Source organism: Sedimentibacter sp. (assembly GCF_038562225.1).
GTDB lineage: Bacteria > Bacillota > Clostridia > Tissierellales > Sedimentibacteraceae > Sedimentibacter.
Genome location: NZ_JBCFAS010000004.1, coordinates 137605 through 159514 on the forward strand (window position 1 = coordinate 137605; position 21910 = coordinate 159514).

The 21910-nt window shown below is 39.8% G+C and carries 23 protein-coding genes and 1 tRNA gene; 3 read left to right on the forward strand and 21 right to left on the reverse strand.

Features of this window, described 5'->3' with window-relative positions:
• Window positions 1-15: 15 nt before the first annotated feature.
• The gene (locus tag AAGU76_RS15560; protein ID WP_342486445.1) at window positions 16-1398 is read right to left on the reverse strand and encodes an MFS transporter; all 1383 of its coding nucleotides are present in this window, start codon (window positions 1396-1398) and stop codon (window positions 16-18) included.
• A 163-nt stretch (window positions 1399-1561) separates the two neighbouring features.
• Between AAGU76_RS15560 and AAGU76_RS15565 the strand changes: the two genes are divergently transcribed.
• A complete protein-coding gene (locus tag AAGU76_RS15565; protein ID WP_342486446.1) occupies window positions 1562-2791 on the forward strand; it encodes a helix-turn-helix domain-containing protein in 1230 nt (409 codons plus the stop codon).
• Between the two features lie 238 nt (window positions 2792-3029).
• Here the strand turns inward: AAGU76_RS15565 and AAGU76_RS15570 are convergent.
• Window positions 3030-3105, reverse strand: a tRNA-Thr gene (locus tag AAGU76_RS15570).
• 157 nt (window positions 3106-3262) lie between these two features.
• Here AAGU76_RS15570 and AAGU76_RS15575 point away from each other — a divergent pair.
• Window positions 3263-3550 (forward strand): hypothetical protein, encoded by a 288-nt coding sequence (locus AAGU76_RS15575; RefSeq protein WP_342486447.1) that lies wholly within the window; start codon window positions 3263-3265, stop codon window positions 3548-3550.
• A gap of 80 nt (window positions 3551-3630) precedes the next feature.
• Here AAGU76_RS15575 and pyrE read toward each other — a convergent pair whose 3' ends face one another.
• The 12 genes from pyrE to AAGU76_RS15635 all read right to left on the reverse strand — a co-directional run bounded on the left by pyrE (window position 3631) and on the right by AAGU76_RS15635 (window position 13587).
• Window positions 3631-4194, reverse strand: coding sequence for an orotate phosphoribosyltransferase (gene pyrE, locus AAGU76_RS15580; protein WP_342486448.1), 564 nt, complete (start codon window positions 4192-4194; stop codon window positions 3631-3633).
• 35 nt (window positions 4195-4229) lie between these two features.
• Window positions 4230-5132, reverse strand: a complete 903-nt coding sequence (locus AAGU76_RS15585; RefSeq protein WP_342486449.1) for a dihydroorotate dehydrogenase — start codon at window positions 5130-5132, stop codon at window positions 4230-4232.
• A 9-nt stretch (window positions 5133-5141) separates the two neighbouring features.
• Entirely contained in the window at window positions 5142-5870 is a 729-nt protein-coding gene (locus tag AAGU76_RS15590; RefSeq protein ID WP_342486450.1) for a dihydroorotate dehydrogenase electron transfer subunit, read from the reverse strand.
• Entirely contained in the window at window positions 5870-6742 is an 873-nt protein-coding gene (gene pyrF, locus AAGU76_RS15595; RefSeq protein WP_342486451.1) for an orotidine-5'-phosphate decarboxylase, read from the reverse strand. Before pyrF ends, AAGU76_RS15590 begins: the two co-directional genes overlap by 1 nt.
• 55 nt (window positions 6743-6797) lie before the next feature.
• Window positions 6798-7223, reverse strand: a complete 426-nt coding sequence (locus tag AAGU76_RS15600; protein ID WP_342486452.1) for an aspartate carbamoyltransferase regulatory subunit — start codon at window positions 7221-7223, stop codon at window positions 6798-6800.
• The gene (gene pyrB / locus AAGU76_RS15605; RefSeq protein ID WP_342486453.1) at window positions 7223-8149 is read right to left on the reverse strand and encodes an aspartate carbamoyltransferase; all 927 of its coding nucleotides are present in this window, start codon (window positions 8147-8149) and stop codon (window positions 7223-7225) included. Before pyrB ends, AAGU76_RS15600 begins: the two co-directional genes overlap by 1 nt.
• Before the next feature lie 226 nt (window positions 8150-8375).
• Window positions 8376-8597, reverse strand: coding sequence for a DUF951 domain-containing protein (locus AAGU76_RS15610; protein ID WP_342486454.1), 222 nt, complete (start codon window positions 8595-8597; stop codon window positions 8376-8378).
• Between the two features lie 12 nt (window positions 8598-8609).
• Window positions 8610-9218: a sulfurtransferase-like selenium metabolism protein YedF gene (gene yedF, locus AAGU76_RS15615; protein ID WP_342486455.1), complete on the reverse strand. Its 609-nt coding sequence runs from the start codon at window positions 9216-9218 to the stop codon at window positions 8610-8612.
• Window positions 9219-9227: 9 nt separating this feature from the next.
• Entirely contained in the window at window positions 9228-9893 is a 666-nt protein-coding gene (locus AAGU76_RS15620; protein WP_342486456.1) for a CvpA family protein, read from the reverse strand.
• A 14-nt stretch (window positions 9894-9907) separates the two neighbouring features.
• Window positions 9908-10978 carry a DUF5711 family protein gene (locus AAGU76_RS15625; RefSeq protein WP_342486457.1) on the reverse strand — a complete coding sequence of 357 codons (1071 nt, stop codon included), beginning with the start codon at window positions 10976-10978 and terminating at the stop codon, window positions 9908-9910.
• Window positions 10979-11093: 115 nt separating this feature from the next.
• Window positions 11094-12242 (reverse strand): aminotransferase class V-fold PLP-dependent enzyme, encoded by a 1149-nt coding sequence (locus tag AAGU76_RS15630; protein WP_342486458.1) that lies wholly within the window; start codon window positions 12240-12242, stop codon window positions 11094-11096.
• A gap of 61 nt (window positions 12243-12303) precedes the next feature.
• Window positions 12304-13587 (reverse strand): dihydroorotase, encoded by a 1284-nt coding sequence (locus tag AAGU76_RS15635; RefSeq protein WP_342486459.1) that lies wholly within the window; start codon window positions 13585-13587, stop codon window positions 12304-12306.
• 325 nt (window positions 13588-13912) lie between these two features.
• Here AAGU76_RS15635 and AAGU76_RS15640 point away from each other — a divergent pair, with 325 nt between their 5' ends.
• Complete coding sequence (locus AAGU76_RS15640) at window positions 13913-14572, forward strand: HAD family hydrolase (RefSeq protein WP_342486460.1); 660 nt, start codon at window positions 13913-13915, stop codon at window positions 14570-14572.
• A gap of 85 nt (window positions 14573-14657) precedes the next feature.
• Here AAGU76_RS15640 and AAGU76_RS15645 read toward each other — a convergent pair whose 3' ends face one another.
• From AAGU76_RS15645 to noc, 7 genes are all read right to left on the reverse strand, one after another.
• The gene (locus AAGU76_RS15645; protein WP_342486461.1) at window positions 14658-16472 is read right to left on the reverse strand and encodes an NADH-dependent [FeFe] hydrogenase, group A6; all 1815 of its coding nucleotides are present in this window, start codon (window positions 16470-16472) and stop codon (window positions 14658-14660) included.
• A gap of 18 nt (window positions 16473-16490) precedes the next feature.
• Window positions 16491-18281, reverse strand: a complete 1791-nt coding sequence (nuoF, locus tag AAGU76_RS15650) for an NADH-quinone oxidoreductase subunit NuoF (RefSeq protein ID WP_342486462.1) — start codon at window positions 18279-18281, stop codon at window positions 16491-16493.
• 16 nt (window positions 18282-18297) lie between these two features.
• Window positions 18298-18669, reverse strand: coding sequence for a (2Fe-2S) ferredoxin domain-containing protein (locus AAGU76_RS15655; RefSeq protein ID WP_342486463.1), 372 nt, complete (start codon window positions 18667-18669; stop codon window positions 18298-18300).
• A gap of 12 nt (window positions 18670-18681) precedes the next feature.
• The gene (nuoE, locus tag AAGU76_RS15660) at window positions 18682-19176 is read right to left on the reverse strand and encodes an NADH-quinone oxidoreductase subunit NuoE (RefSeq protein ID WP_342486621.1); all 495 of its coding nucleotides are present in this window, start codon (window positions 19174-19176) and stop codon (window positions 18682-18684) included.
• Window positions 19177-19482: 306 nt separating this feature from the next.
• Window positions 19483-20328 (reverse strand): ParB/RepB/Spo0J family partition protein, encoded by an 846-nt coding sequence (locus AAGU76_RS15665; RefSeq protein ID WP_342486464.1) that lies wholly within the window; start codon window positions 20326-20328, stop codon window positions 19483-19485.
• Window positions 20329-20338: 10 nt separating this feature from the next.
• Window positions 20339-21100, reverse strand: coding sequence for an AAA family ATPase (locus tag AAGU76_RS15670; protein WP_342486465.1), 762 nt, complete (start codon window positions 21098-21100; stop codon window positions 20339-20341).
• An 11-nt stretch (window positions 21101-21111) separates the two neighbouring features.
• Complete coding sequence (gene noc, locus AAGU76_RS15675) at window positions 21112-21900, reverse strand: nucleoid occlusion protein (RefSeq protein WP_342486466.1); 789 nt, start codon at window positions 21898-21900, stop codon at window positions 21112-21114.
• Window positions 21901-21910 lie beyond the last annotated feature (10 nt).

Here is a 21910-nt window from a genome sequence, read left to right on the forward strand (position 1 = left end):
TTCAAAATATAAAGACTATGCGTTTTCTGCTGCAGCTTCGGCTTTTTTTGCTTTGTCTTCCCTGAATTTATCGAGTTCATTTTCATCTACTTTATAAAACAGGAATATTACACAGGCAATCAGGCATACGACTGCCGGGCCTATGGCCATAAGTCTTGTCATGCCGCTCAGCACTTCTGCCGTAGGTACTGTTTTTGCTGAAAATCCAATAGCCGCAAGCCCGAAGGAAGCAACTGCTGTTGAGATCATCGAACCAAACTTAACTGTAGTTCCTGCAATGGACTGGATAAACCCTCTGGCCGGTTTTTCGCCGTTCATTTCATTGTAATCAGCGATATCGTTTGCAAAAGCTGGGAGAAGAGCTCCCGAAAATACTCCCATGAACGAAACTGCTGTTCTGAGGATAAGGAAAGGAACTGTTGTATTGCCTAGATATGCGATTAAAACATACAGTATGGCACTCAAGAATGTTGATATAATGTAGGTCTTTTTTTGTCCAATTTTATTGCATAGAGGCCGAACTGCAAACGTTCCTGCTACACTGAAAATTCCGCCTAGCGTAAGTGACATTCCCAATGCTGCAGGATTGTTGAGGACATATTTTGTATAATAAGCAAGGAGTGCAAAGAAAAATCCCGATTGCGCAGAACCGAATACCATAGCGATAAAGTAAGGAATCATTGGGCCTTTAAGTGATTTAAACATTTCTATAAATCCGACTCTCTCTGTTTTTTTAAATTTTGAATTTTTGGAATCTGTCTCTGAAACATCATAGTCCTTGGTGGTGAGATACATGTAGATGTTTCCACCCAGAATAAGCAAACAGTAAACAATGGCTGTCAGTGCGTATTCCTGACCATTTTTAGCAAAGAATCCAAGAATGGCAGTTCCTGCAAGGCCGTATAAGACACTGCCCAGAGATGTGCCGAACTGAGCTGCGGTTGTAAGTGAAATAACATCAGCAGAATTTTTGCTCATGGGACCCACAATGCTTCTCTGTGCTGTCCATAACAAGCTATAAGCTATTATATGAATTATGTAAAAAACAACAAATACTGCGGAAGCGGCATTCTGATTGAGACCGAAGTTTGTATACATAAGCGGAAGTGATATCAGCAAAACCGATGAACCAATAAGCATCCATGGACGGTATTTACCAGATTTTAAAGATACTGCATCTACTATAACACCGGCAAATATCATCATTACAACTTTTGCCCACTGGGTGATGGTGTAAATTGTGGCAGCCAGCAATGTACTTACACCCAGGACATTAGTAAGAAAGTACATAAGGAAGTACGCTACAAGCATCAAATAGAAAGTATTTACAAACTGAGTACTCATACCGTAGCCAATAATAGTTCCATTGTTTAAAGTTGGTTTCAATTTCTTTTTCATGTGATTCCTCCTGAAACAGCAATTTTATTTATTTCAGTTAAAATGCGCATTTTTACTGATTTCAATTACGTATATCATATATTGACAAATGCAAATGTACAATGTATTATTGTTTAAATATTATTTTTCTGTTTGTGCAAAAAGCATAAAAGGGGTGTTTCAAATGAATTTAAAAGCTATGGAAATTTTTTATAAGCTGATTACATCAAATTGCAGCATCGAAGAGTTCATATGGACCAGCTGCAATATGTTGGATAATCCTATAATGCTGACAAATGAATCCTTTAAAATTATCTCACTGGCTAGCGACAAAAAAGTCGATGATCCTCTTTGGAAGGAAGCAGAGACCCATGGGTGCTGCAACGCCAATTCAATAGATAGCTTTTATCGTGAAACTGCAGATATTGTCAATAATTTGGACAAAGCTCATATATTCAGCAAAAGCTTTGGAACACATATTCCACGTATCATTAGGAGAGTGACTAAGAGCAACCGGTGTCTCGGTTTTGTAATTATTTTAGAATGCAATCACAAATTGACAATGGAAGACGCTGAATTAACTGATATGTTTGCTGATAGCCTAGGTGTATTGCTTGAACTTGATAAAGTTAAAAATAATATTGTGACAGAAACAATCTCCGAAAACTTACTTTTTGATCTGCTAACACAAAAGGAACTGAAAAAGACATATCTCAATGATAGAATTAAATCTGCCAATTGGCTCTTAAAAGATGAACTGTATGTTTTATATGTGGAAGTTCCCAAAAAGAACAATGGAAAATTTTTTCATCCATTATTCATGCAGAAGCTTTCCATTTCATCACCGTTTATTATCCAAGCAATAGAATATGACGGCGATATAGTTATGTTATTTAACAGCACAAACAGGGAGAACAAAAGAAAACAGCTTGGTTATATTCGCGATGTGCTTAAGAAGCTTAACTTAAGCGTCGGAGTAAGCCAGATGTTTCGTCATTTGACTGATGTGCCAAAATATTTCATTCAAGCAAAAGAGACGCTTAAAGTTGGAAAAATAGTCGACCCTGAAAGAACAGTTTATGAATTTAACGACTATATGTTGTACCATTTGTTGTCAAAACATGAGGTGTGCGAACTTGAAGGTTATATAAGTCCTACATTCAGAAAATTGAGCGACCATGATGAAAAGACGGGCAGTGAATATTGCATGACCATCATCCAATACTATTTATGCGGATGCAATATTAATTTGTCTGCTCAAATTCTTCATATTCATAGAAACACTATGAATTATCGAATGAAAAACATTTTTGAACTCATAGGCCCTGAAAGAGTTATTGGAGAATATTTTTCTAAGATATATATTTCTTATTGTGTTTCAGATTGGATAAAAAAATCCGGAACATTGATATGATGTTTCGGAAGCAAGTATTACACTGTTTAATTTTTTCTAGTCTCAATCTATACTAATCCCTTATAAACTTATACTGCCATAATAAGAAGAATAATTGGAGCAATCTTTAAAATTTTCCAATAACATGGTAACAGCGTTTTTTTGTGCCTAAAATTGATTAAAGATACTGAGTTTATTGTGTTTAGTAATTAACACTTATTACAAAACACAATAAACTCAGTATCTTATATTTTTTAGATGGAGCTACCGGCCGGAATCGAACCGGCGACCTACGCATTACGAGTGCGTCGCTCTACCTGCTGAGCCACGGCAGCACATATATATAATTTAATACTTTTTGAATCATTTGTAAATACAAAAATATTATTTTAACCAATTTTTTATAGTGGTATTTCCCGGGAAATTATGTCGTAACAACGCGAAATTTGCTTCATATATTATAATATATAATTTTATGTGAAGGAGAGTAATATGGACAAAAATAAAAGCAATAACATTCAAAACAATGATGCAATGCATGACAGCATGCAAAACAACGGCATGTACTATATGGATGATATGAACAACAACATTTACAGCAATCGTTATGACGGAAGATACAATAACGGCAGATACTACGACGATTATTACGACTATGATAGAAGGTATGACCGCGACTACTATGACAGGATGAGATACTACAGATATCCGTACTGCGACAGATACGGCAGATGCGAAAATCCTATCTGGTGGCTGTTCTGGCCTTTGTTTTTCCGCTAATAGTCAGTCTTTTTGAAATAGGATTTTTTGTTGATGCAATAAAAATGTTCCGGGATATGATCCGGAACATTTTTGTACTGTTAAAACTTTCTGCTTCCAGGCTTAACCGGTGCTGAGCCGTCCTTGCAAAGGGGGCAGCTTTCTGAGTCATATGTTTCAAACTCCAGCTCTATTGAACTGTATATGGGAAGGTCTATCTCGCTTGCTTTTCTGTCCACGATACATCCAAGACCTATGACCTTGCCGCCCAGCCCTTCCAAAACTCTGGCAGTTTCCATGGATGACTTGCCTGTAGTCACCACATCTTCCATTATCAGAATTCTTTCACCTGGATTAATTTCAAATCCTCTTCTAAGCGTCATTACATTGTTTTCTCTTTCCGTGAAGATTGCCCTCTTATTAAGCTGTCTTCCCAGTTCGTAAGCTGCGGTGATTCCTCCCATGGCAGGTCCCACAACCACATCTATATCAAGGTCCCTAACCTTTTCAGCAACGATTGATATTACCTTTTCCGTTTTGTCGGGATACTGCATCAGTTTTGCGCACTGGCAGTATCTGTTGCTGTGCCTTCCTGATGACAACAGGAAGTGTCCTTCCAAAAGAGCTTCACATTCCTTCAGTATTTCAACTACATTTACACTCATAATAACCTCCGTCTTTTTTTCAATCTAATTCCTAATTATATTATACCTCTTATTTCATCAAGAGATTTTATTCCTTCCCTGTCCATGAATTCAGAAAGTCCCCTAACTATATCCGGAACAATGTCCGGCTTTATGAAGTTGCCTGTCCCCACCTGCACCAGGGTAGCTCCTGCCATAATAAACTCAATTACATCATCGGAACTCATGATGCCTCCAAGGCCACAGACAGGAATCTTCACAGCCTTTGCCGCATCCCTGACCATTCGAAGAGCAATGGGCTTGACGCAGGGTCCTGACAATCCGGCATATATGTTGTCAAAGACTGCTTTCCTGTTTTTAATGTCAACTGCCAGCGCCTGAATGGTGTTGATTAGTGATATTCCGTCTGCTCCGGCTGCCTCGCAGGCTACTGCCATCTCCGGAATGTTCTCGGCATTTGGAGAAAGCTTAACCATCAATGGTTTTTTGCATATGTGTCTCACTTTGGATACAATCTCATAAGCTACTGCAGACTTTATTCCAAATGCCATACCTCCGCTCTTCACATTGGGGCAGGAAATGTTAAGTTCAATGAGGTCCACATCGGTTTCGTTAAGCATGTAAATGCCCTCAAAGTAGTCCTCATCGCAGTGTCCACCCAGATTGGCAACAACAACCGTATTGTAGCTTTTCATCCTCGGAAGCTCATCATTTATGAAGCATTCAACTCCCGGGTTTTGAAGACCGATGCTGTTCATGAGGCCCATGGGCGTCTCCCACAGCCTAATCCCTGTGTTTCCGTTTCTTTCACGGAGTGTGAGCCCCTTGCTGCAGATTCCTCCAAGCACTGAAACATCATATATTTCTGAAAATTCCTGTCCGAAACCGTAAGTTCCCGATGCGGACAGAACAGGATTTTTAAACTCCAATCCCATGGCGTTAATTTTTAAATTTGTCATCATACACCTCTACAACAGTTCTTCCATGGAAAATACAGGTCCGTCCTTGCAGGCTCGCTTGTTTCCGTTTTTTGTCTGTACTGTGCACCCGAGACATACTCCCATTCCGCAAGCCATTCTTCTTTCAAGAGATACGTAGCATTTTACATTATTTTCCATACAATTTTTCATGATTTTATTCATCATCACTTCAGGACCGCAGGTTACAACGAAATCATAACCGGAATAATCTACGTAATCTGTTACGAAACCCTTTTCACCCATGCTTCCGTCTTCAGTCACAACCAAAGTTTTTTCTGTATGTTTTTGAAATTCATCCAAAGTGTACAAATTGTCCTTATCCCTGAATCCCAAGTATGCATCAGCTCTTTTACCCAGACTTTTGACCAGGTATAAAAGAGGAGCTATTCCTATTCCTCCGCCTACCACAGCAATTTTTCCATTCAACTTTTCAGTGTCAAACCCGTTTCCAAGAGGACCGAAAAGCTGAAGTTCGTCACCTTCCCTTAGGCTGCTTATCTTTGTTGTTCCGGCACCTTCGGTCCTGTACAGAAATGTTACAGTGTTTTCATCTGCATCATTTACGCTTATGGGACGCGGAAGCAAGAACGCATTATCAAGCGTCTTTAGCATGAAGAATTGTCCCGGTTTTATCTGGTCTTCAAAGTCTGTCGTCAGCCTGTAAATTTTGTGGGATATACTAACATTTTCCCTTATTCTGCTCTTTTGTACCTTCATCATGCCTCCTTAATATGTGACAATATGTCGTCCCTCATTCTGATTGCTTCTCTTCTGGCGCACATGGCAAAGTCATTATGACCGTTTTCTTCCTTTGTATAAGCAAGGAGAATTCCTCTTGATGAATTAACAACGGCACCGTTTCCGTTTATAAGGTAGACAGCTATGTCTTCAGCTTTACCACCCTGCGCTCCGTAGCCGGGTATCAGCAGGAAGACTGATTTCATTTTGTTTCGCAAGGATGCTCCCTCTTCATTGTTTGTCGCTCCTACTACGGCTCCGATAGAACTGAATCCGAACTTTCCTGTATTTTCCTGAGCCATGGCTTCCAGTCTCTCACCCACCGTTTCATAGAGAGTGACACCATTCTTATCCTTGATGAACTGAAAATCTCTTGCTCCCTTGTTTGAAGTTCTGACAAGAACAAATATCCCTTTGTCATTTTCCTTAACATATTTCAAGAAGGGCTCTATGCTGTCGTTTATTCCCATATAAGCATTCAAGGTAACAAAATCAGCTTCGAAGTCGCCTGTAAAGTGGGCTGCAGCGTACATCTCTGCAGTCTTGGCTATGTCACCTCTTTTTATGTCAGCTATTGAAACAGATCCTTTTTCTTTGATGTACTTCAATGTGTCTGCATAAGCCTTGAGACCTTCTAGTCCTAAAGCTTCATAGTACGCTATCTGAACCTTGTAGCAGGCTACAACGTCCCATGTTGCATCGATTATTTCTTTGTTGAAATTATATATTGCTTCGCCGGCACTGTCAAATTTTTCAGCAAATCCTGCCGGAAGATAGCTGTAGTCAGTATCAAGACCCAGGCATACATGGCCTTTTTCTTCCACCTGCTTGAATAGTTTATCTGCAATCATCTTAACCTCCGTTAATATATGATTATAGCTGATGATATCTCATCAGCTATATAAATTAATTTCGTTCGCACGCCGTATCGCAGTATACACAGCGGTATACCTTTTTATCTCTGTCTGTGAGCTTGAATTTCTGAACAATCTCCTGCTCGATTGAAGTTATGCATCTAGGGTTTTTGCACTTAACCACATTTTCTATCTTCTCAGGCAATTCAAGCTTAATTTTTTTAATAATTACACCGTTGTCTATGACATTGACGGTTATGTTCGGGTCAATGAAACCAAGCACATCAAGATCTAAATTAATCTTATCTTCTATTTTTATAATGTCCTTCTTACCCATTATCTTGCTTTTTGCATTTTTTATGATTGCAACGCTGCAGTCCATTTTGTCGAGATTCAGATAGTGGTATATCTGCATTGCCTTACCTGCCTGTATATGATCTATTACCAATCCTTTGTTTACGCTGTCTATGTTTAACATTATTTCTCCACCCCCAGTAATTTCATTATTAAAGCCATCCTTACAAACATTCCGTACTTCGCTTGCTTGAAGTAACATGCCCTCGGGTCATTGTCCACTTCCACGGATATTTCATTTACTCTTGGCAGAGGATGCAGAATTATCATATCGCTTTTAGCTTTCTCAAGCTTTTCGGCATTGAGGATATAGCTGTCTTTAAGTCTTATATAGTCTGCTTCGTTGAAAAATCTTTCCTTTTGAACTCTTGTCATGTACAGCACGTCAAGTTCATCCATTACATTTTCCAGTCTTTCAACTTCCTTGAATTCTATGTTGTTTTTAACGAGAACCTCTTCTCTGATGTACTCCGGAATTCTAAGTTCCTCAGGTGATATGAGCACGAATCTTATGTTTTCGTATCTTGATAAGGCTTTGATAAGCGAGTGTACTGTTCTACCAAATTTGAGGTCTCCGCACAGTCCAACTGTGAAATTGTTCAGCCTTCCCTTCAATGACCTTATAGTGAGCAGATCAGTCAATGTCTGAGTAGGATGCTGATGTCCGCCGTCTCCTGCGTTGATTACAGGCATATCAGTGCTCATGGCAGCGACCATTGGTGCACCTTCCTTTGGATGCCTCATAGCAGCTATATCTGCATAGCATGCTATGGTTCTTATGGTATCCGCAACACTTTCTCCCTTAGCTGCAGAACTTGAATCTGCCGAAGAAAACCCCATAACGCTTCCGCCAAGTCTCAGCATGGCAGCTTCGAAGCTGAGTCTGGTTCTTGTGCTTGGTTCATAAAACAATGTTGCCAGGACCTTTCCCTTGCATACATCTGCATATGATGCCGGTTCTCCAATGATGCTGTCTGCCAAATCCAGCAGCTCATCCAGCTCCTCAAGTGATAAATCCATTGGTTCAATTAAACTTCTGCCTTTTAACATATTTCCTCCTTATTAGCCTCTCTGGACTATTTTAAAGTTGTAACCGGCCATGCCGACTTTCCTGAACTGACTTATAATATAAAAAAGTCTTCCGCGCACAGCAAAGGAAGACTTACCTATCTAAAATCTGATTTTTCCTTTCTAGCCTCACTGTGCCAGATTAAAGGTATTAACTTTTGTATTATCTTATTACATTTCATCCTGCATGTCAATAGTTTTTTTATTATTATTCTTCTTTTGGAGAATTATCCGAAGGAACCTGAACCTGGCTGACAATTTTGGTTATTCTTCTTTCAACCTCCCGGCGAGGCAGCCAAACCTGCCGGCTGCATGTTGTGCATCTTATTCTGAAATCTGCTCCTACACGCAATATCTCCCAGTCATATCCTCCGCAGGGGTGTTTCTTTTTTAGTTTGACAACATCTCCTACATTTAATTGCATTGGCATATAATTACTCCTTTATATCATTACTGCATTGTCCGATTCAGATATGAGATCAACTATATCGTACATATTCGAAACAGAACCAACCGCTAATTTGCTTTTAATTTCAAAGAAATCCAGACATGTTCCACATGAAACAATTTTAACATTGCCTTCTTCAAGCTTCTTAAGGTCATCCAAAGACTCGGAACCTTCCGTCGTTAGTCTTACTCCTGAGTTTAAAAATATCATAAAATCCGGATATGGTTTTTTTTCTGAAACGGTGTACAGAAAACTTTTCATGAGTACCCTGCCAAGATTATCATCACCTTTGCCGAGTTTATCCCCTCCTATAACATAACCCTTGTTTTGTTTCTTATTCCTTATTTCAGATTCTTCGCCTGCTTCTGCAATTATCACTTCGCATTCTACACACTCTTCCTTGTTGAGATGCACGTATATACCATCTTCTCTTTCTTCGCTGTTTGTTTTGAAGTTCAGCTTGTTTCCGAATTTAAGAACATTGGACTTAGCAGTATCATTATCAACTATAACCGTAATTTCTTTTTCACCTGAATCCGCTTCCTTTTTTGTCATAATTACAGGTTGTGGGCATAACATACCTCTTGCGTCGACTGTTTTCATCTTTTCCTCCTAATTGTTATAAAATCCTTTGTATGATAAATAATTCAGTAATATGTTGTTGTCATAAAATATTTTGCTTGATTCTGAGTTTAGTACTCCCTGAGATATAAAGCCGTCCTCCATGAAACTGATGACAGGCGAACTTAGCGCAAATACCAAGTATAGTATTATTACACTCTTCAGGGCACCTGTGGCAGCTCCGAAAACCCTGTTTGTCAGATTAAGAAGCGGGAGTTTAAAGATCACATTTATGAAGTTGGACAACAGCACCAAGGCAACGTATATAATCAGAAATGTCAGCACAAAGCTTATGGACCTTATTACTATTAAGCTGATATTATCAACAAAAAGCGAGAAAGTATCCAGCTGTGCCGAACTTTCAGAATTTAATATGGTGCTTACAACATTCTGAAGTTCCGCCGGAAGATGAGCAGGATTATTGAAACTTTCCACTATACCGTGTGACATTTTGCTTTCAAAGAAATCATGCACCTTCACAAATAGCTTTGTATTGTCCAGCAAAAAATTTTCTATTATGTAGTAGAACTCCTTGCTGGCAAAAAATGCAACTATAACTCCAAGAGTATCAAATAGTGTTTTAATGAATCCTCTCCTGTATCCCTGTAAACATGACAATATTACAAAAATAATAATAAGAATATCTACATAGTTCATAAGTGCCTCCCCTTTTATTTGATTTGACCGGTAACCAGCTTGTCCTTGGATATAATTCTGATGAGATTCCCATCAAGCTCAAAGTCAGTAATCAGACCTTCCGAATCCTCGTATATTTTGTCCGTCTTTCTTCCGTGAAGCAAAAATATACCGTTGGTTCCGGCTACAAATGTCTTGCTTCCATAAAGCTTAAGGTTGTCCATACCTGCCGGAGCTTCCTGAATCTCAGCTACCTTGCCCTCAAAGCTGTAGGTAATCAGTTCAGTTTTCACATCCTTATCATAGAGAATATATATTTTCTGGTTTTCCTTATCAATTTCAATATCTGCTACTTTGTTGTATATGCTGTTTTTCCACATCAGTTTTCCGTTTGTGTTGAAGTAATATATATTTTTAGAACCTATGGCTATGACATTGTTGTTAACGATCTGTGTCCTTATCAATATTTCATTTTCAATTGGTACACTCCACAGCTCAACATCATCCAGAAGGTTGAAGTAAAGAGTATTCCCGGGAACACCCTTCTCAAAGTTCAAAGTAGTCAGGGCGTATGCTTCCGACTTGTCGCTTATGGCCACTCCCGTAATAATATCGTCAAAAACCTTGTTATCTACAACAACTTCGTTGTTATCATTCATAACATAAAGTGAATTTTGTCCTGTACCCAGTCTGACTATAATGAAAACTTCATTGTTTTCACGTGAAACATTCAGTATATCCCCTGAAATTTCAGCTATTACATACTTCTGATTATTTTTGTCCAGCACTTCTACCTTGCTGTCTGTCTGGCTGAATATATAGTTGTCAGTGACGAATACCCTGTTTGCGAAATAATTATTTTCCCTTTCCCAGGCAACACTGCTGTCGTAGTTTATGAATTGAAGCTTTTGATTGTTGTATGTAACTATTCCTCCGTTGTAAAATTTGAATTCATCAAGAAGATTAAGACTTGTTGTCTTTGCATCTGACATGCTGTAAACCCGCTTTTCATCCAATTTGCTTAAGAGTTCTCTTCCATAGGTTGAATACAATATTCCAGCCACAATAATAAGGATTATTGATATAAATATAATTATTTTCTTCATATTCTATCCTTGTTAAATTATGTTAAATTCATTATATCAAATGCATGACAACTTTTCATTAAAAAAATATTAAATTGGAAGACAAGAAAACTGCAAAGCAATTTTCTTGTCTCTTTTAATTTTCTTTTTTTTCGGATATTTCATTCAAAGCTTTTACGGCAGCCATCACATCTGCTTTTGTTGTAAAAGGCCCCACACCAAATCTTACAGCACCAATTTTATCTGTTCCGATTGTCTTGTGTGCCAGAGGAGCGCAATGCAAACCCGGTCTTACTGCAATGTTGTACTCCGTATCCAGGATGTATGCCACTTCTGATGAATCCTTCCCTTCAATGTTCACCGGAACAACACCGCATCGAAGGTCGATGTCTTCCGGACCGTATATTTTGATTTTAGGGTTCTTTTTCATTTCATTGATGAATAGCTCTAAAATACTTTTTTCGTGCTTTAAAATCGATTTTGTGCCCTTGTTTAAAATGTACTTCAAGCTGGCGTTCAGACCTGCTATACCCGGAAGGTTATGCGTTCCCGCTTCCAATTTGTCCGGATAGAAATTCGGCTGGTACATGCTGCTGGACTCGCTGCCTGTACCCCCTTCCTTAAGCTGTCTTATTTCTGCATCTGTGTTGATCAGGAGTGCACCGGTTCCCTGAGGTCCAAGAAGTCCCTTATGTCCCGGAACAGCAAGCAAATCTATTTTCTGCCTTTGCATGTCTATTTCCATGACTCCTGCACTCTGAGATCCGTCTACCAGGTAAAGCACACTCCTTCGTCTGCACATTTCTCCTATTTTTTCTATCGGGAAAATTGTTCCTGTAAGATTTGACACATGTGTAGTAACAACAAGCCTCGTATTGCTCTTAATGGCATTTTCGATATCATTAACATTAACGGTTCCGTCAGGAGCACATTGTACTATTGTATGTTCGACTCCGTACTTTTCAAGCTCAGATATGGGCCTCAATACGGAATTATGCTCCATAGAGGTAGTCACAACGTGATCACCTTGTCTTAGTATACCCTTGATAGCCATATTTAATCCATCTGTTGCGTTAAATGTAAATATCACCCGCATGGGGTCCTCTAGGTTAAAAAGCTGGCAGAGAAGCTCCCTTGTTTCATAAATTACTCTTGCACCTTCAATGGCCATTGCATGGCTGCCTCTTCCCGGGTTTGCTCCATACTTCGTCATAGCATCCATGACGCTTTGGTAAACCTGCTTGGGCTTTGGGTATGTTGTTGCTGCATTGTCCAGATAAATCATTCTATCACCTGCTATTATTGTATTTGATATATTATATGACACTAACCATTAATGGATATAACTAAAACCATTGATTTGTTTTGTCCTCATAGACCACCATGCCTCTGCAGATGGTGTATTTAACCTTTCCAGTCAGCTCAGTCCCTACGAGCGGAGAATTTGATGACTTTGAACTGAAACCACTTACTGTCCACTTTTCTTCCGGTCCAAATATAACCATGTCAGCTGGGTGCCCTTCCTGAAGCCGTCCAGTTCTTAGATTGTATAACTTTGCAGGATTTACGGTCATCTTCTCCAAAAGCTTTAACAGACTCAGGTGTCCCTTGTCAACCAATTGTGTAATCCCCACAGCCAGAGCAGTTTCAAGCCCTATTATGCCGCTGGGTGATTTAGTAAACTCCTGCATTTTTTCCTCGCTGCTGTGAGGTGCGTGGTCCGTTGCAATTATTTGAATTGTATCATCAGCAAGACCCTCTATTATTTTAATCCTGTCCTGCTCCGTTCTGAGAGGAGGATTCATCTTGGCATTAGTACCGTATTTCAAAATATCAACCTCTGTCATTGAAAAATGGTGCGGTGATGACTCAGCTGTTATATTTGTTCCGTTTCTTCTGGCGCATCTGATGATCTCCACCGAAATACCGGAACTGAGATGCTGTATGTTCACTTTTGCTCCAATTGCTGAAGCAATGGCACAGTCCCTGGCCACCATCACATCCTCAGCCAGATGTGATGCTCCTCCCAGGCCCATTGCTTCTGATATTTTTCCTTGATTGATTCCCGCACTTTCTATTAAACTCGGGTCTTCCTCATGAAAGCTCACAGGCACATTGAGCCTTTCTGCTTCCTTCATGGCTTTCATTACCAGTAGCGAATTCATTATGGGATAACCATCATCGCTGAATCCAACAGCTCCCTTATCCTTCAGAAGCTCCATGTCTACAAGCTCCGTTCCTCTCATTCCCTTTGTTATGCACGCAGTCTGCAGGACATGTATGGGAGAATCCTTTGCTTTATTTAAAATATATTCAAGAGTTTCAGCATTGTCCACAGGAGGTTTTGTATTAGCCATACATACAACCGTTGTATATCCTCCGCGTGCTGCAGCCATCGAACCGGTGCTGATATCTTCCTTGTACGTGAATCCCGGATCCCTGAAATGAACGTGAACATCAATAAATCCAGGAGAAACAACAAAGCCTTCCGCATCTATAACCATGCAGTCTCCCTGGGGACTCAGATTTTTTCCAATCTTTATTATTGTTTCACTATCTGTAAGAATATCGGCAACCTCATCCATTCCTGTTTCAGGATCAATGACTCTTCCGTTTTTAATAAGCAACATATTATCACCTGCCAGACTATTTATAATTTATGATGAAAAGTTATTTGCGGCTTAATAACCGAAAAACGAATACATCGTTAAGCATCTTCATTTCAAGAGAAAGACGTTAGCCTTTGCTTCATCTTTTGTATTTATTTTATCATCAGGCAAGCCGCAAATCGGCTTGCTTCACAACGATACAATAAATACATCGGGCAAAGGCCTAGCCTTTGCTTCATCTTTTGTATTTATTATATCATATCCTCAGGATGTCTTAAAGAATAAATATCTTCATTTAATCTATTAATTGTGTTAATATAAAAATAGATTATATTCGGAGGAAATTATGTTTAAAGCTGCAATTTTTGATATGGACGGCACACTGCTCGACTCTCAGACCGATCTTGAGACGGCATGCAACTACGCGTTGGAGAAGTTTAACCTGCCTAAGGTCGATTCACAGAAGTACAGGCTTCTCCTTGGAAAGGGCAGGCAAAAGGTGATTGAAAGCATAGTCGGAGATTTTTTTGGAAAGGACGAGCCTGGAGTTGTCGAACAGTTCCTAAACTACTACAATGAATACTATGAAGTTCACATGTACGATAACACAAGACCGTTTAATGGAATACCTGAAATGCTTGACTACCTAAATGATAACGGGGTTATAACAGCAGTGTTATCCAATAAGCCTCATGATTACACGGTTAACATGTCAAGAAAGTATTTTGGCAGCAAAATAAAGACAGTGTATGGCCTTAAGGAAGGATATGAAGCAAAACCGGACCCCATGACACTTCTGGAAATAATCAGCAGCCTCGGTCTTGAAAAAAATCAGTGCATATACATAGGCGATACAGAAATAGACATACAGCTTGCCAAAAACGCCAACGTAAAATCCCTTGGAGTATTGTGGGGTTTCCGCCCGGCATCAGTGCTTGAAAATGAAGGCGCGGATTACATAGCATCCACAGTTGATGATTTAAAAAAAATAATTATCAACAATTGAGAATAAGTTGTTCATACCTAAATACGAAAAGAGATTCCCGGTTGGAAATCTCTTTTTCTATTGTCTGGCTGCTGCTTAAACCTTGTTACTTGTTCAGTTTTTCAAGCATTTGTTCAAATTCTTCCTCTTGCTCAACCACGTATGCTTCTCTTTTTACATAGTGAGTGTGAAGGAGTTTGTGCGACAAGTGACCGTTTGGCTCTTTCAGATATTCATCATAAAGCTTCACAACTTCCGGATTCTTATGAGATTTTCTCTGAGGAAGCGATCTGTCCAGCTCATAAAGAGCATTTGCTCTGCTAACCTTAGGATTAACCTCAAGCCTTGCCTTTGCTGAAACGTGAGACTGTCCGCCCCCATGAACGCATCCGCCCGGGCATGCCATAACTTCAATGAATGTGTACTGCTTTTCTCCCGCTTTTACTGCTTCAAGCACTTTAGCGGCATTAGCAGTTCCGTGAGCAACCGCTATGGTCACAGGTGTGTCTTTTCCTTCTATAGGAAGAACCAGCGTTGCTTCCTTTACGCCTTCAATACCTCTTACAGCCTGGTACTCAATTTGTTCAAGGTCCTTTCCTGTCAGGATGTCAGCAACCGTACGAAGAGCTGCTTCCATAACTCCTCCGGTAGCTCCGAATATTGCGCCTGCTCCAGTATAGTCACCCATGATTCTGTCAGGCTGCTCATCGGACAGTTTCTTGAAGTTTATTCTTGCACGCTTGATCATGTCTCCCAGTTCTCTTGTAGTCAATGAATAATCTACGTCTCTTAAGCCATCCACTTCCATTTCAGGTCTGTTTGCTTCTGTTTTCTTTGATGTACAAGGCATAACAGAAACAGAAACTATATTTTTAGGATCAATTCCAGCTTTTTCAGCGTAGTATGTCTTAACGATTGCTCCAAACATCTGCTGCGGAGATTTGCATGTGGAAAGATTTTCAAGGAAATCCGGATAGTTTAGCTCGCAGTATCTGATCCATCCAGGAGAACATGATGTTATCATTGGCAGTGTTCCGCCATTTTTGATTCTGCTGAGAAGTTCTGTTCCTTCCTCCATGATTGTAAGGTCAGCTGAGAAGTTAGTATCAAATACTTTATCAAATCCCAATCTCTTTAATGCTGCAACCATCTTTCCGGTAACATCAGTTCCTACAGGATAGCCGAACTCCTCACCCAGAGATGCTCTTACTGCAGGAGCTGTCTGAACTACAACAAATTTTTCTGGATCATCTATTGCATCCCATACATCATCGATGTATGTTCTTTCCCTCAAAGCTGCAACCGGACATGCCTGGATGCACTGACCGCAGTATACGCACGGAACATCCTTCATGCTGTAATCGAATGCCGGAGCAACCTCGGTGTTAAATCCTCTCTTCGTGAAATCCAGAATTCCTATGCCCTGAACATCACGGCATGCTGAAACGCATCTTCCGCAAAGAACGCACTTGCTGGAATCCCTTACGATTGAATATGAAAGGTTGTCTATTTTCGCTTCTCTTTTAGCTCCTTGAAACTCTATATCATCTATTCCCATTTCATCACAGAGCTTTTGAAGTTCGCATGTTCCGTTTCTAAGACAGGTCAGACATTCTCTGTTGTGGTTTGCAAGAATCAGCTCAAGGTTCATCCTTACTGCATTTCTTACCTTGGGAGTGTTGGTTTTAACATTCATTCCATCCTGAACCTGCAGTACGCATGATGCAGGAAGGTTACGCATTGGCGCTCCCTTTATGTCAACTTCAACAACACAAAGTCTGCATGCTGCTATTTCATTAATATCCTTCAGGTAACAAAGCGTCGGTATATCTATACCTGCTTCTCTTGCTGCCATCAGGACCGTATAATCTTTTGGGACACTTACTGTTATTCCATTTATAGTTACATTTACTTTATCCAATTTTAGCACCTGCCTTCCTTACTTTTTAATGATAGCATGGAACGTACAAGAATCCATACAAGCGCCGCACTTAATGCATTTTTCCTGATTGATGACATGCATTTCCTTGACTTTTCCGTCAATAGCACCTACAGGACAAACTCTGGCACATTTTGTACATCCCTTGCAATCCATAGTAATTATATACTTCAGCAATGACTGGCAAACACCAGCTGGACATCTCTTTTCAACTACATGAGCTTCATATTCATCCCTGAAATACTTCAGTGTCGACAATACCGGATTTGGAGCTGTCTGTCCCAAACCGCACAGAGCTGTTTCTTTTATGGTTACAGCAAGCTTTTCAAGCTTATCCAGGTCTTCCATGGTGCCCTTGCCTTCTGTAATCTTGTCAAGAATTTCAAGCATACGCTTTGTACCTTCACGGCACGGAGTACACTTTCCGCATGATTCGTCTACTGTAAAGTCAAGGAAGAATCTTGCTATGTCAACCATGCAGTTGTCTTCATCCATGACTATCATCCCGCCGGAGCCCATCATTGAACCCACTGCAGTAAGGTTATCGTAATCTATGGGAATATCCAGGTGATCCTTTGTCAGACATCCGCCAGAAGGACCTCCTGTCTGAACTGCCTTAAATGCTTTTCCGTTTGGACATCCTCCGCCTACATCATATATTACTTCTCTGAGCGAAGTACCCATGGGAACCTCAACAAGACCTGTGTTGTTTATTTTTCCGCCCAAGGCGAAAACCTTCGTTCCCGGTGATTTCTCAGTACCGAAGCTTCTGAACCATTCAGGACCGTTTATTATAATTTGTGGAACGTTGGCCAGAGTCTCAACGTTGTTTATAATTGTAGGCTTGCCCCACAATCCCTTGTTTGCCGGGAACGGAGGTTTATTTCTTGACATACCTCTCTTGCCTTCTATAGACTGCATCAGCGCCGTTTCTTCTCCACACACGAACGCTCCTGCTCCAAGCCTTATTTCTACATCAAAGTCAAAATCTGTTCCGAAAAGATTCTTTCCTAACAGTCCGATCTCTCTTGCCTGCCTTATTGCTATTTCAAGCCTGTGAACAGCTATGGGATACTCTGCTCTCACATATATGAATCCTTTTGTTGCTCCAATTGCATAGCCTGCAATTGCCATTGCTTCGAGAACAGCATGCGGGTCTCCTTCAAGAACGCTTCTGTCCATGAACGCACCGGGGTCTCCCTCGTCAGCGTTACATATTACATACTTCTGGTCGGCCTTGTTCGGTGCCGCAAAACTCCATTTCATGCCTGTGGAGAATCCAGCTCCTCCTCTTCCCTTAAGACCGGATTCCTTTACCAGCTGAACAACCTGTTCCGGAGTCATTTCTGTCAGGACCTTACCCAGAGCCATATAACCGTCACGTGCTATATATTCATTAATATCTTCTGGATTTATCACTCCGCAGTTTCTCAATGCAACTCTTTTTTGTTTTTTATAGAATTCAACGTCAGCCAGAGGTTTAATCTTTTCCTCCTTGGCGCTTTCGTCAAACAGGTATTTTCTTACGATTCTGCCCTTCAGCAGGTGCTCTTCGCATATTTCGTCAACTCTTTCAACTGTCATTCTTGCATAAAATGATCCTTCAGGATATATTATTACGATAGGTCCTTCCTCGCAAAGACCGAAACATCCTGTTTGAACAACCTGTATTTCATCTTGCAGATTCAACTCTTTTATCTTTTCTTCAAATCGGTTTTTGATTAAGCCTGAATTTGAAGAACTGCACCCAGTTCCGCCACAAACCAATACATGAGATCTGAAAATCTTCATCGCTTCTCCTCCACTTCTACTGTTTTTCAGCTGAACCTATAGTATATTCAACGACAACATTGTTGTTGGCCAAGTGTTCGGACACAATTCTCTTAGCCTTTTCAGGGTCTACATGAACGTATGTCACTTTTTCCCTGTCTGCTGAATAAACCTCTACAATAGGTTCCAGGGTGCACATTCCGATGCATCCTGTCTGAACAACCTGAACATTTTTTAAGTTTCTTTTAGCAACCTCTTCAACCAAAGTTGTCAGTACAGGTCTCGCTCCTGCTGATATCCCGCATGTTGCCATGCCTACAACCACTCTAATGTCCTTGTCGGTATTGCGCATTTCTATATTTTTGATTGACTCTTCTCTTAATTTTTTCAATTCTTCCAAAGATTTCATGTGCGTGCCCCCTTAATCCTTATACTTAGCCAGAATTTCCGGTACCTTTTTAGCTTCAAGCTTTCCGTAAACATCACCGTCTATCATCATAACAGGAGCCAAACCGCAGCATCCCAGGCATCGTGTAGCTTCCAGAGTAAACATGTTGTCTTCTGTGGTACCTCCAACCTTTATGTTAAGTTCTTTTGACAACTTGTCCAATACAAGCTGAGAACCTTTTACGTAGCAGGCAGTTCCAAGGCATACACCTATCTTATGTTTTCCTTTCGGCTCAATAGAAAACTGAGTGTAGAATGTTGCTACTCCATAGACCTCAGCCAGCGGAACATCGATTTCCTCGGAAATAAATCTTTGAACTTCAATTGGAAGATAACCAAAGATTTCCTGAGCTTTGTGCAGTGTCTGCATTAAGATGCCCTGTGATTGTCTGATTGAGTCAATGTATTCTTTGAGTTCAACAAACTGCTTTTCATTAGCTCTTACATCAAGTCCTTTAATCAAAATAATAACCTCCCTAGTATATTTTGAAAGATATTTTGTTCACATTATATAATTATGTTAATATAATGTCAATTATAAAAAACAATTAAATAGAATAGATTGTTTGTCTATACTTCTATTTACTAATATTAATCACAAGATGTAATTTAGTTAATAATATTTACTATTATTAAGACAGGCTCTTCATTAAGTAAAGTAATTTAAACGTTTAAGATATTGAAGTTTGTTCAAATATTATTAATCTTAAAGTTGTAAACGTTTGTAATTTAAGGACAAATTCAAAGCAGAAAAAAATCATTGCGTACACAATGATCAATCTTCTATTTTCAACAAGTCCAAAATTCTATTCAAATCTTCGTTGTTAATATATTCTATTTCAATTTTTCCACGGTTTTTATTTCTTTTTATGTTTACTTTTGACGAAAATCTATCTGTGAGCATTTCTTCCACGTAGGCAATGTATTTGTCCTTTTCCGGCTGTACTCTTCTTTTTGGTTTCTTCTCATTCCTTACAAGCTTTTCCACATCCCTTACGCTCAGGTCTTCCTTTATTATAAGGTTTGTCATTAAAATCTGCTTTTCAGGAGAGAGGCTCAGCATGGCCCTTCCGTGTCCGGCGGTAATTTCATTTGAAACAATTTTTTCCTTTACGTAGCTGTCAAGGTTTGAAAGCCTCATGATGTTTGTAACATACACCCTTGATTTCCCAACAATGTTTGATACTTCTTCCTGTGTTATTCCGTATCTATCCATTATATAATCATAAGCATTTGCCTCATCTATGGGATTTAAGTCTTCCCTTTGGATATTTTCGATAAGGGCTATCTCAGAAGCATTCCTGTTTTCGATGTCCCTTACTATGCAGGGGATGCTTTTAATATTTGCGTTTTTGCATGCCCTCCATCTTCTTTCTCCTGCTATTATGGTATATATGTCGTTATCCTTTCTGACAATTATAGGCTGGATAACTCCATACTTCCTAATTGACTCCGTCAGCTCTTCAAGTTTGTCCTGCTCAAATGCCTTGCGGGGCTGATTTGGATTCGGGCATATTAAATTTGTGTCAATATCTTCAATTCTCTTGTTGTCTTCCTTTTCCAGATCCTCCGGTATCAAAGCTGACAAACCCCTGCCCAGGGCTTTTCTCTTTACAGCCATGTTATCCTCCTCAATTGTTTTTTATTATTTCCTCGGATAGTTTCATATATGCCGTGCTTCCCTTTGATTTTTCATCATACATCATTATAGGCTGTCCGAAGCTTGGAGCCTCGGCCAATCTTATGCTTCTGGGAATAACAGTCCTGTATACCTTATCCTTGAAGTATTTTTTCACCTCTTCAACCACTTGCACGGAAAGATTCGTTCTTCCGTCAAACATGTTGAGGAGAACTCCTTCGATATCCAGCTTGGGATTCAGATTTTTTCTCACAAGCTTCACAGTGTCTATGAGCTGACCTACCCCTTCCAATGAATAATATTCACATTGTATGGGAATTAGAACAGTATTTGAAGCAGTCAGTGCATTCAATGATAAAAGCCCCAGCGACGGCGGACAATCTATGATGATGAAATCATATTTCTCATCCAGCATATTCATTTTTTCCTTCAAGGTCTTTTCCCTGAATTTTGTGTTCGTAAGTTCTATTTCAGCTCCTGCAAGCTGTATGTTGGCAGGAACGAGGTCCAGGTTGTCAATGCTCGTCTTTTGAATCACCTTATTTATATCGTAATCTTCAATCAACACATCGTAAATCGTATATTCAAGCTCATTCTTATTGACACCGAAGCCGCTTGTGGAATTGCCCTGGGGGTCTATGTCAATGCTTAGTACTTTTTTGCCCTTTAAAGCCAGAGCGGCGCACAGATTGACATTTGTAGTTGTTTTTCCAACTCCGCCTTTTTGATTGAATATGCTTATGACCTTTGCCATCTTTTCACCTTCTACATGCTTTTTTTAGGGATCTTTACCTTTATTTCTATGAATTCTTCCGACTCATCCTGTTCGAACCTGGCATCAATACCTGTTTTTACTATTTCGTTGTACGCATTCTTTATTGTGTTAATATATATTTTATAATTGATGAAATTCCTTACATAGCGCTTGTCCTTCAACTTTTTGAGATTGACATCCTCTGCGATTGAATTGACAAGCTTTTCTGTTTCGCTTACATTAAGGTCCTTTTTTATTACCTTTTCTACAATCGTAAGAAGAAGCTCTTCATCCTCTATTTTCAAAAGAGCCCTTGCATGACGCTCGCTTAATTTTCCTTCCCTCAGCTTCTGCTTTACGGCTTCGGGAAGCTTCAGTATTCTCATTTTATTTGCAATTGTGGACTGAGATTTCCCAAGTTTTTCTGCAAGCTGGGTCTGATTCAGTTCAAAATCCTCAATGAGCCTTTCATATGCGTAAGCTTCCTCTATGAAGTCCAGGTCCTCTCTCTGAAGGTTTTCAATGAGCGCCATGGCTGCGGATTCTTCTTCCTTTACTTCAATCACAACCGCAGGTATGGTTTCGTGTCCTAAAAGCCTTATTGCCTTAAAACGTCTTTCCCCTGCAACGATCTCAAAAATGTCGTCATAAATCTTTCTTACGGTTATGGGCTGGATAATACCGTAGTTTTTAATGGACTGGCTCAGTTCCTCCAGTGCCTTGTCATCAAATATTTTTCTGGGCTGGTTTTTATTAGGAATTATTTTGTTTACATCCAAATTCACTATATTGCTTATCAATAGCTTCTCC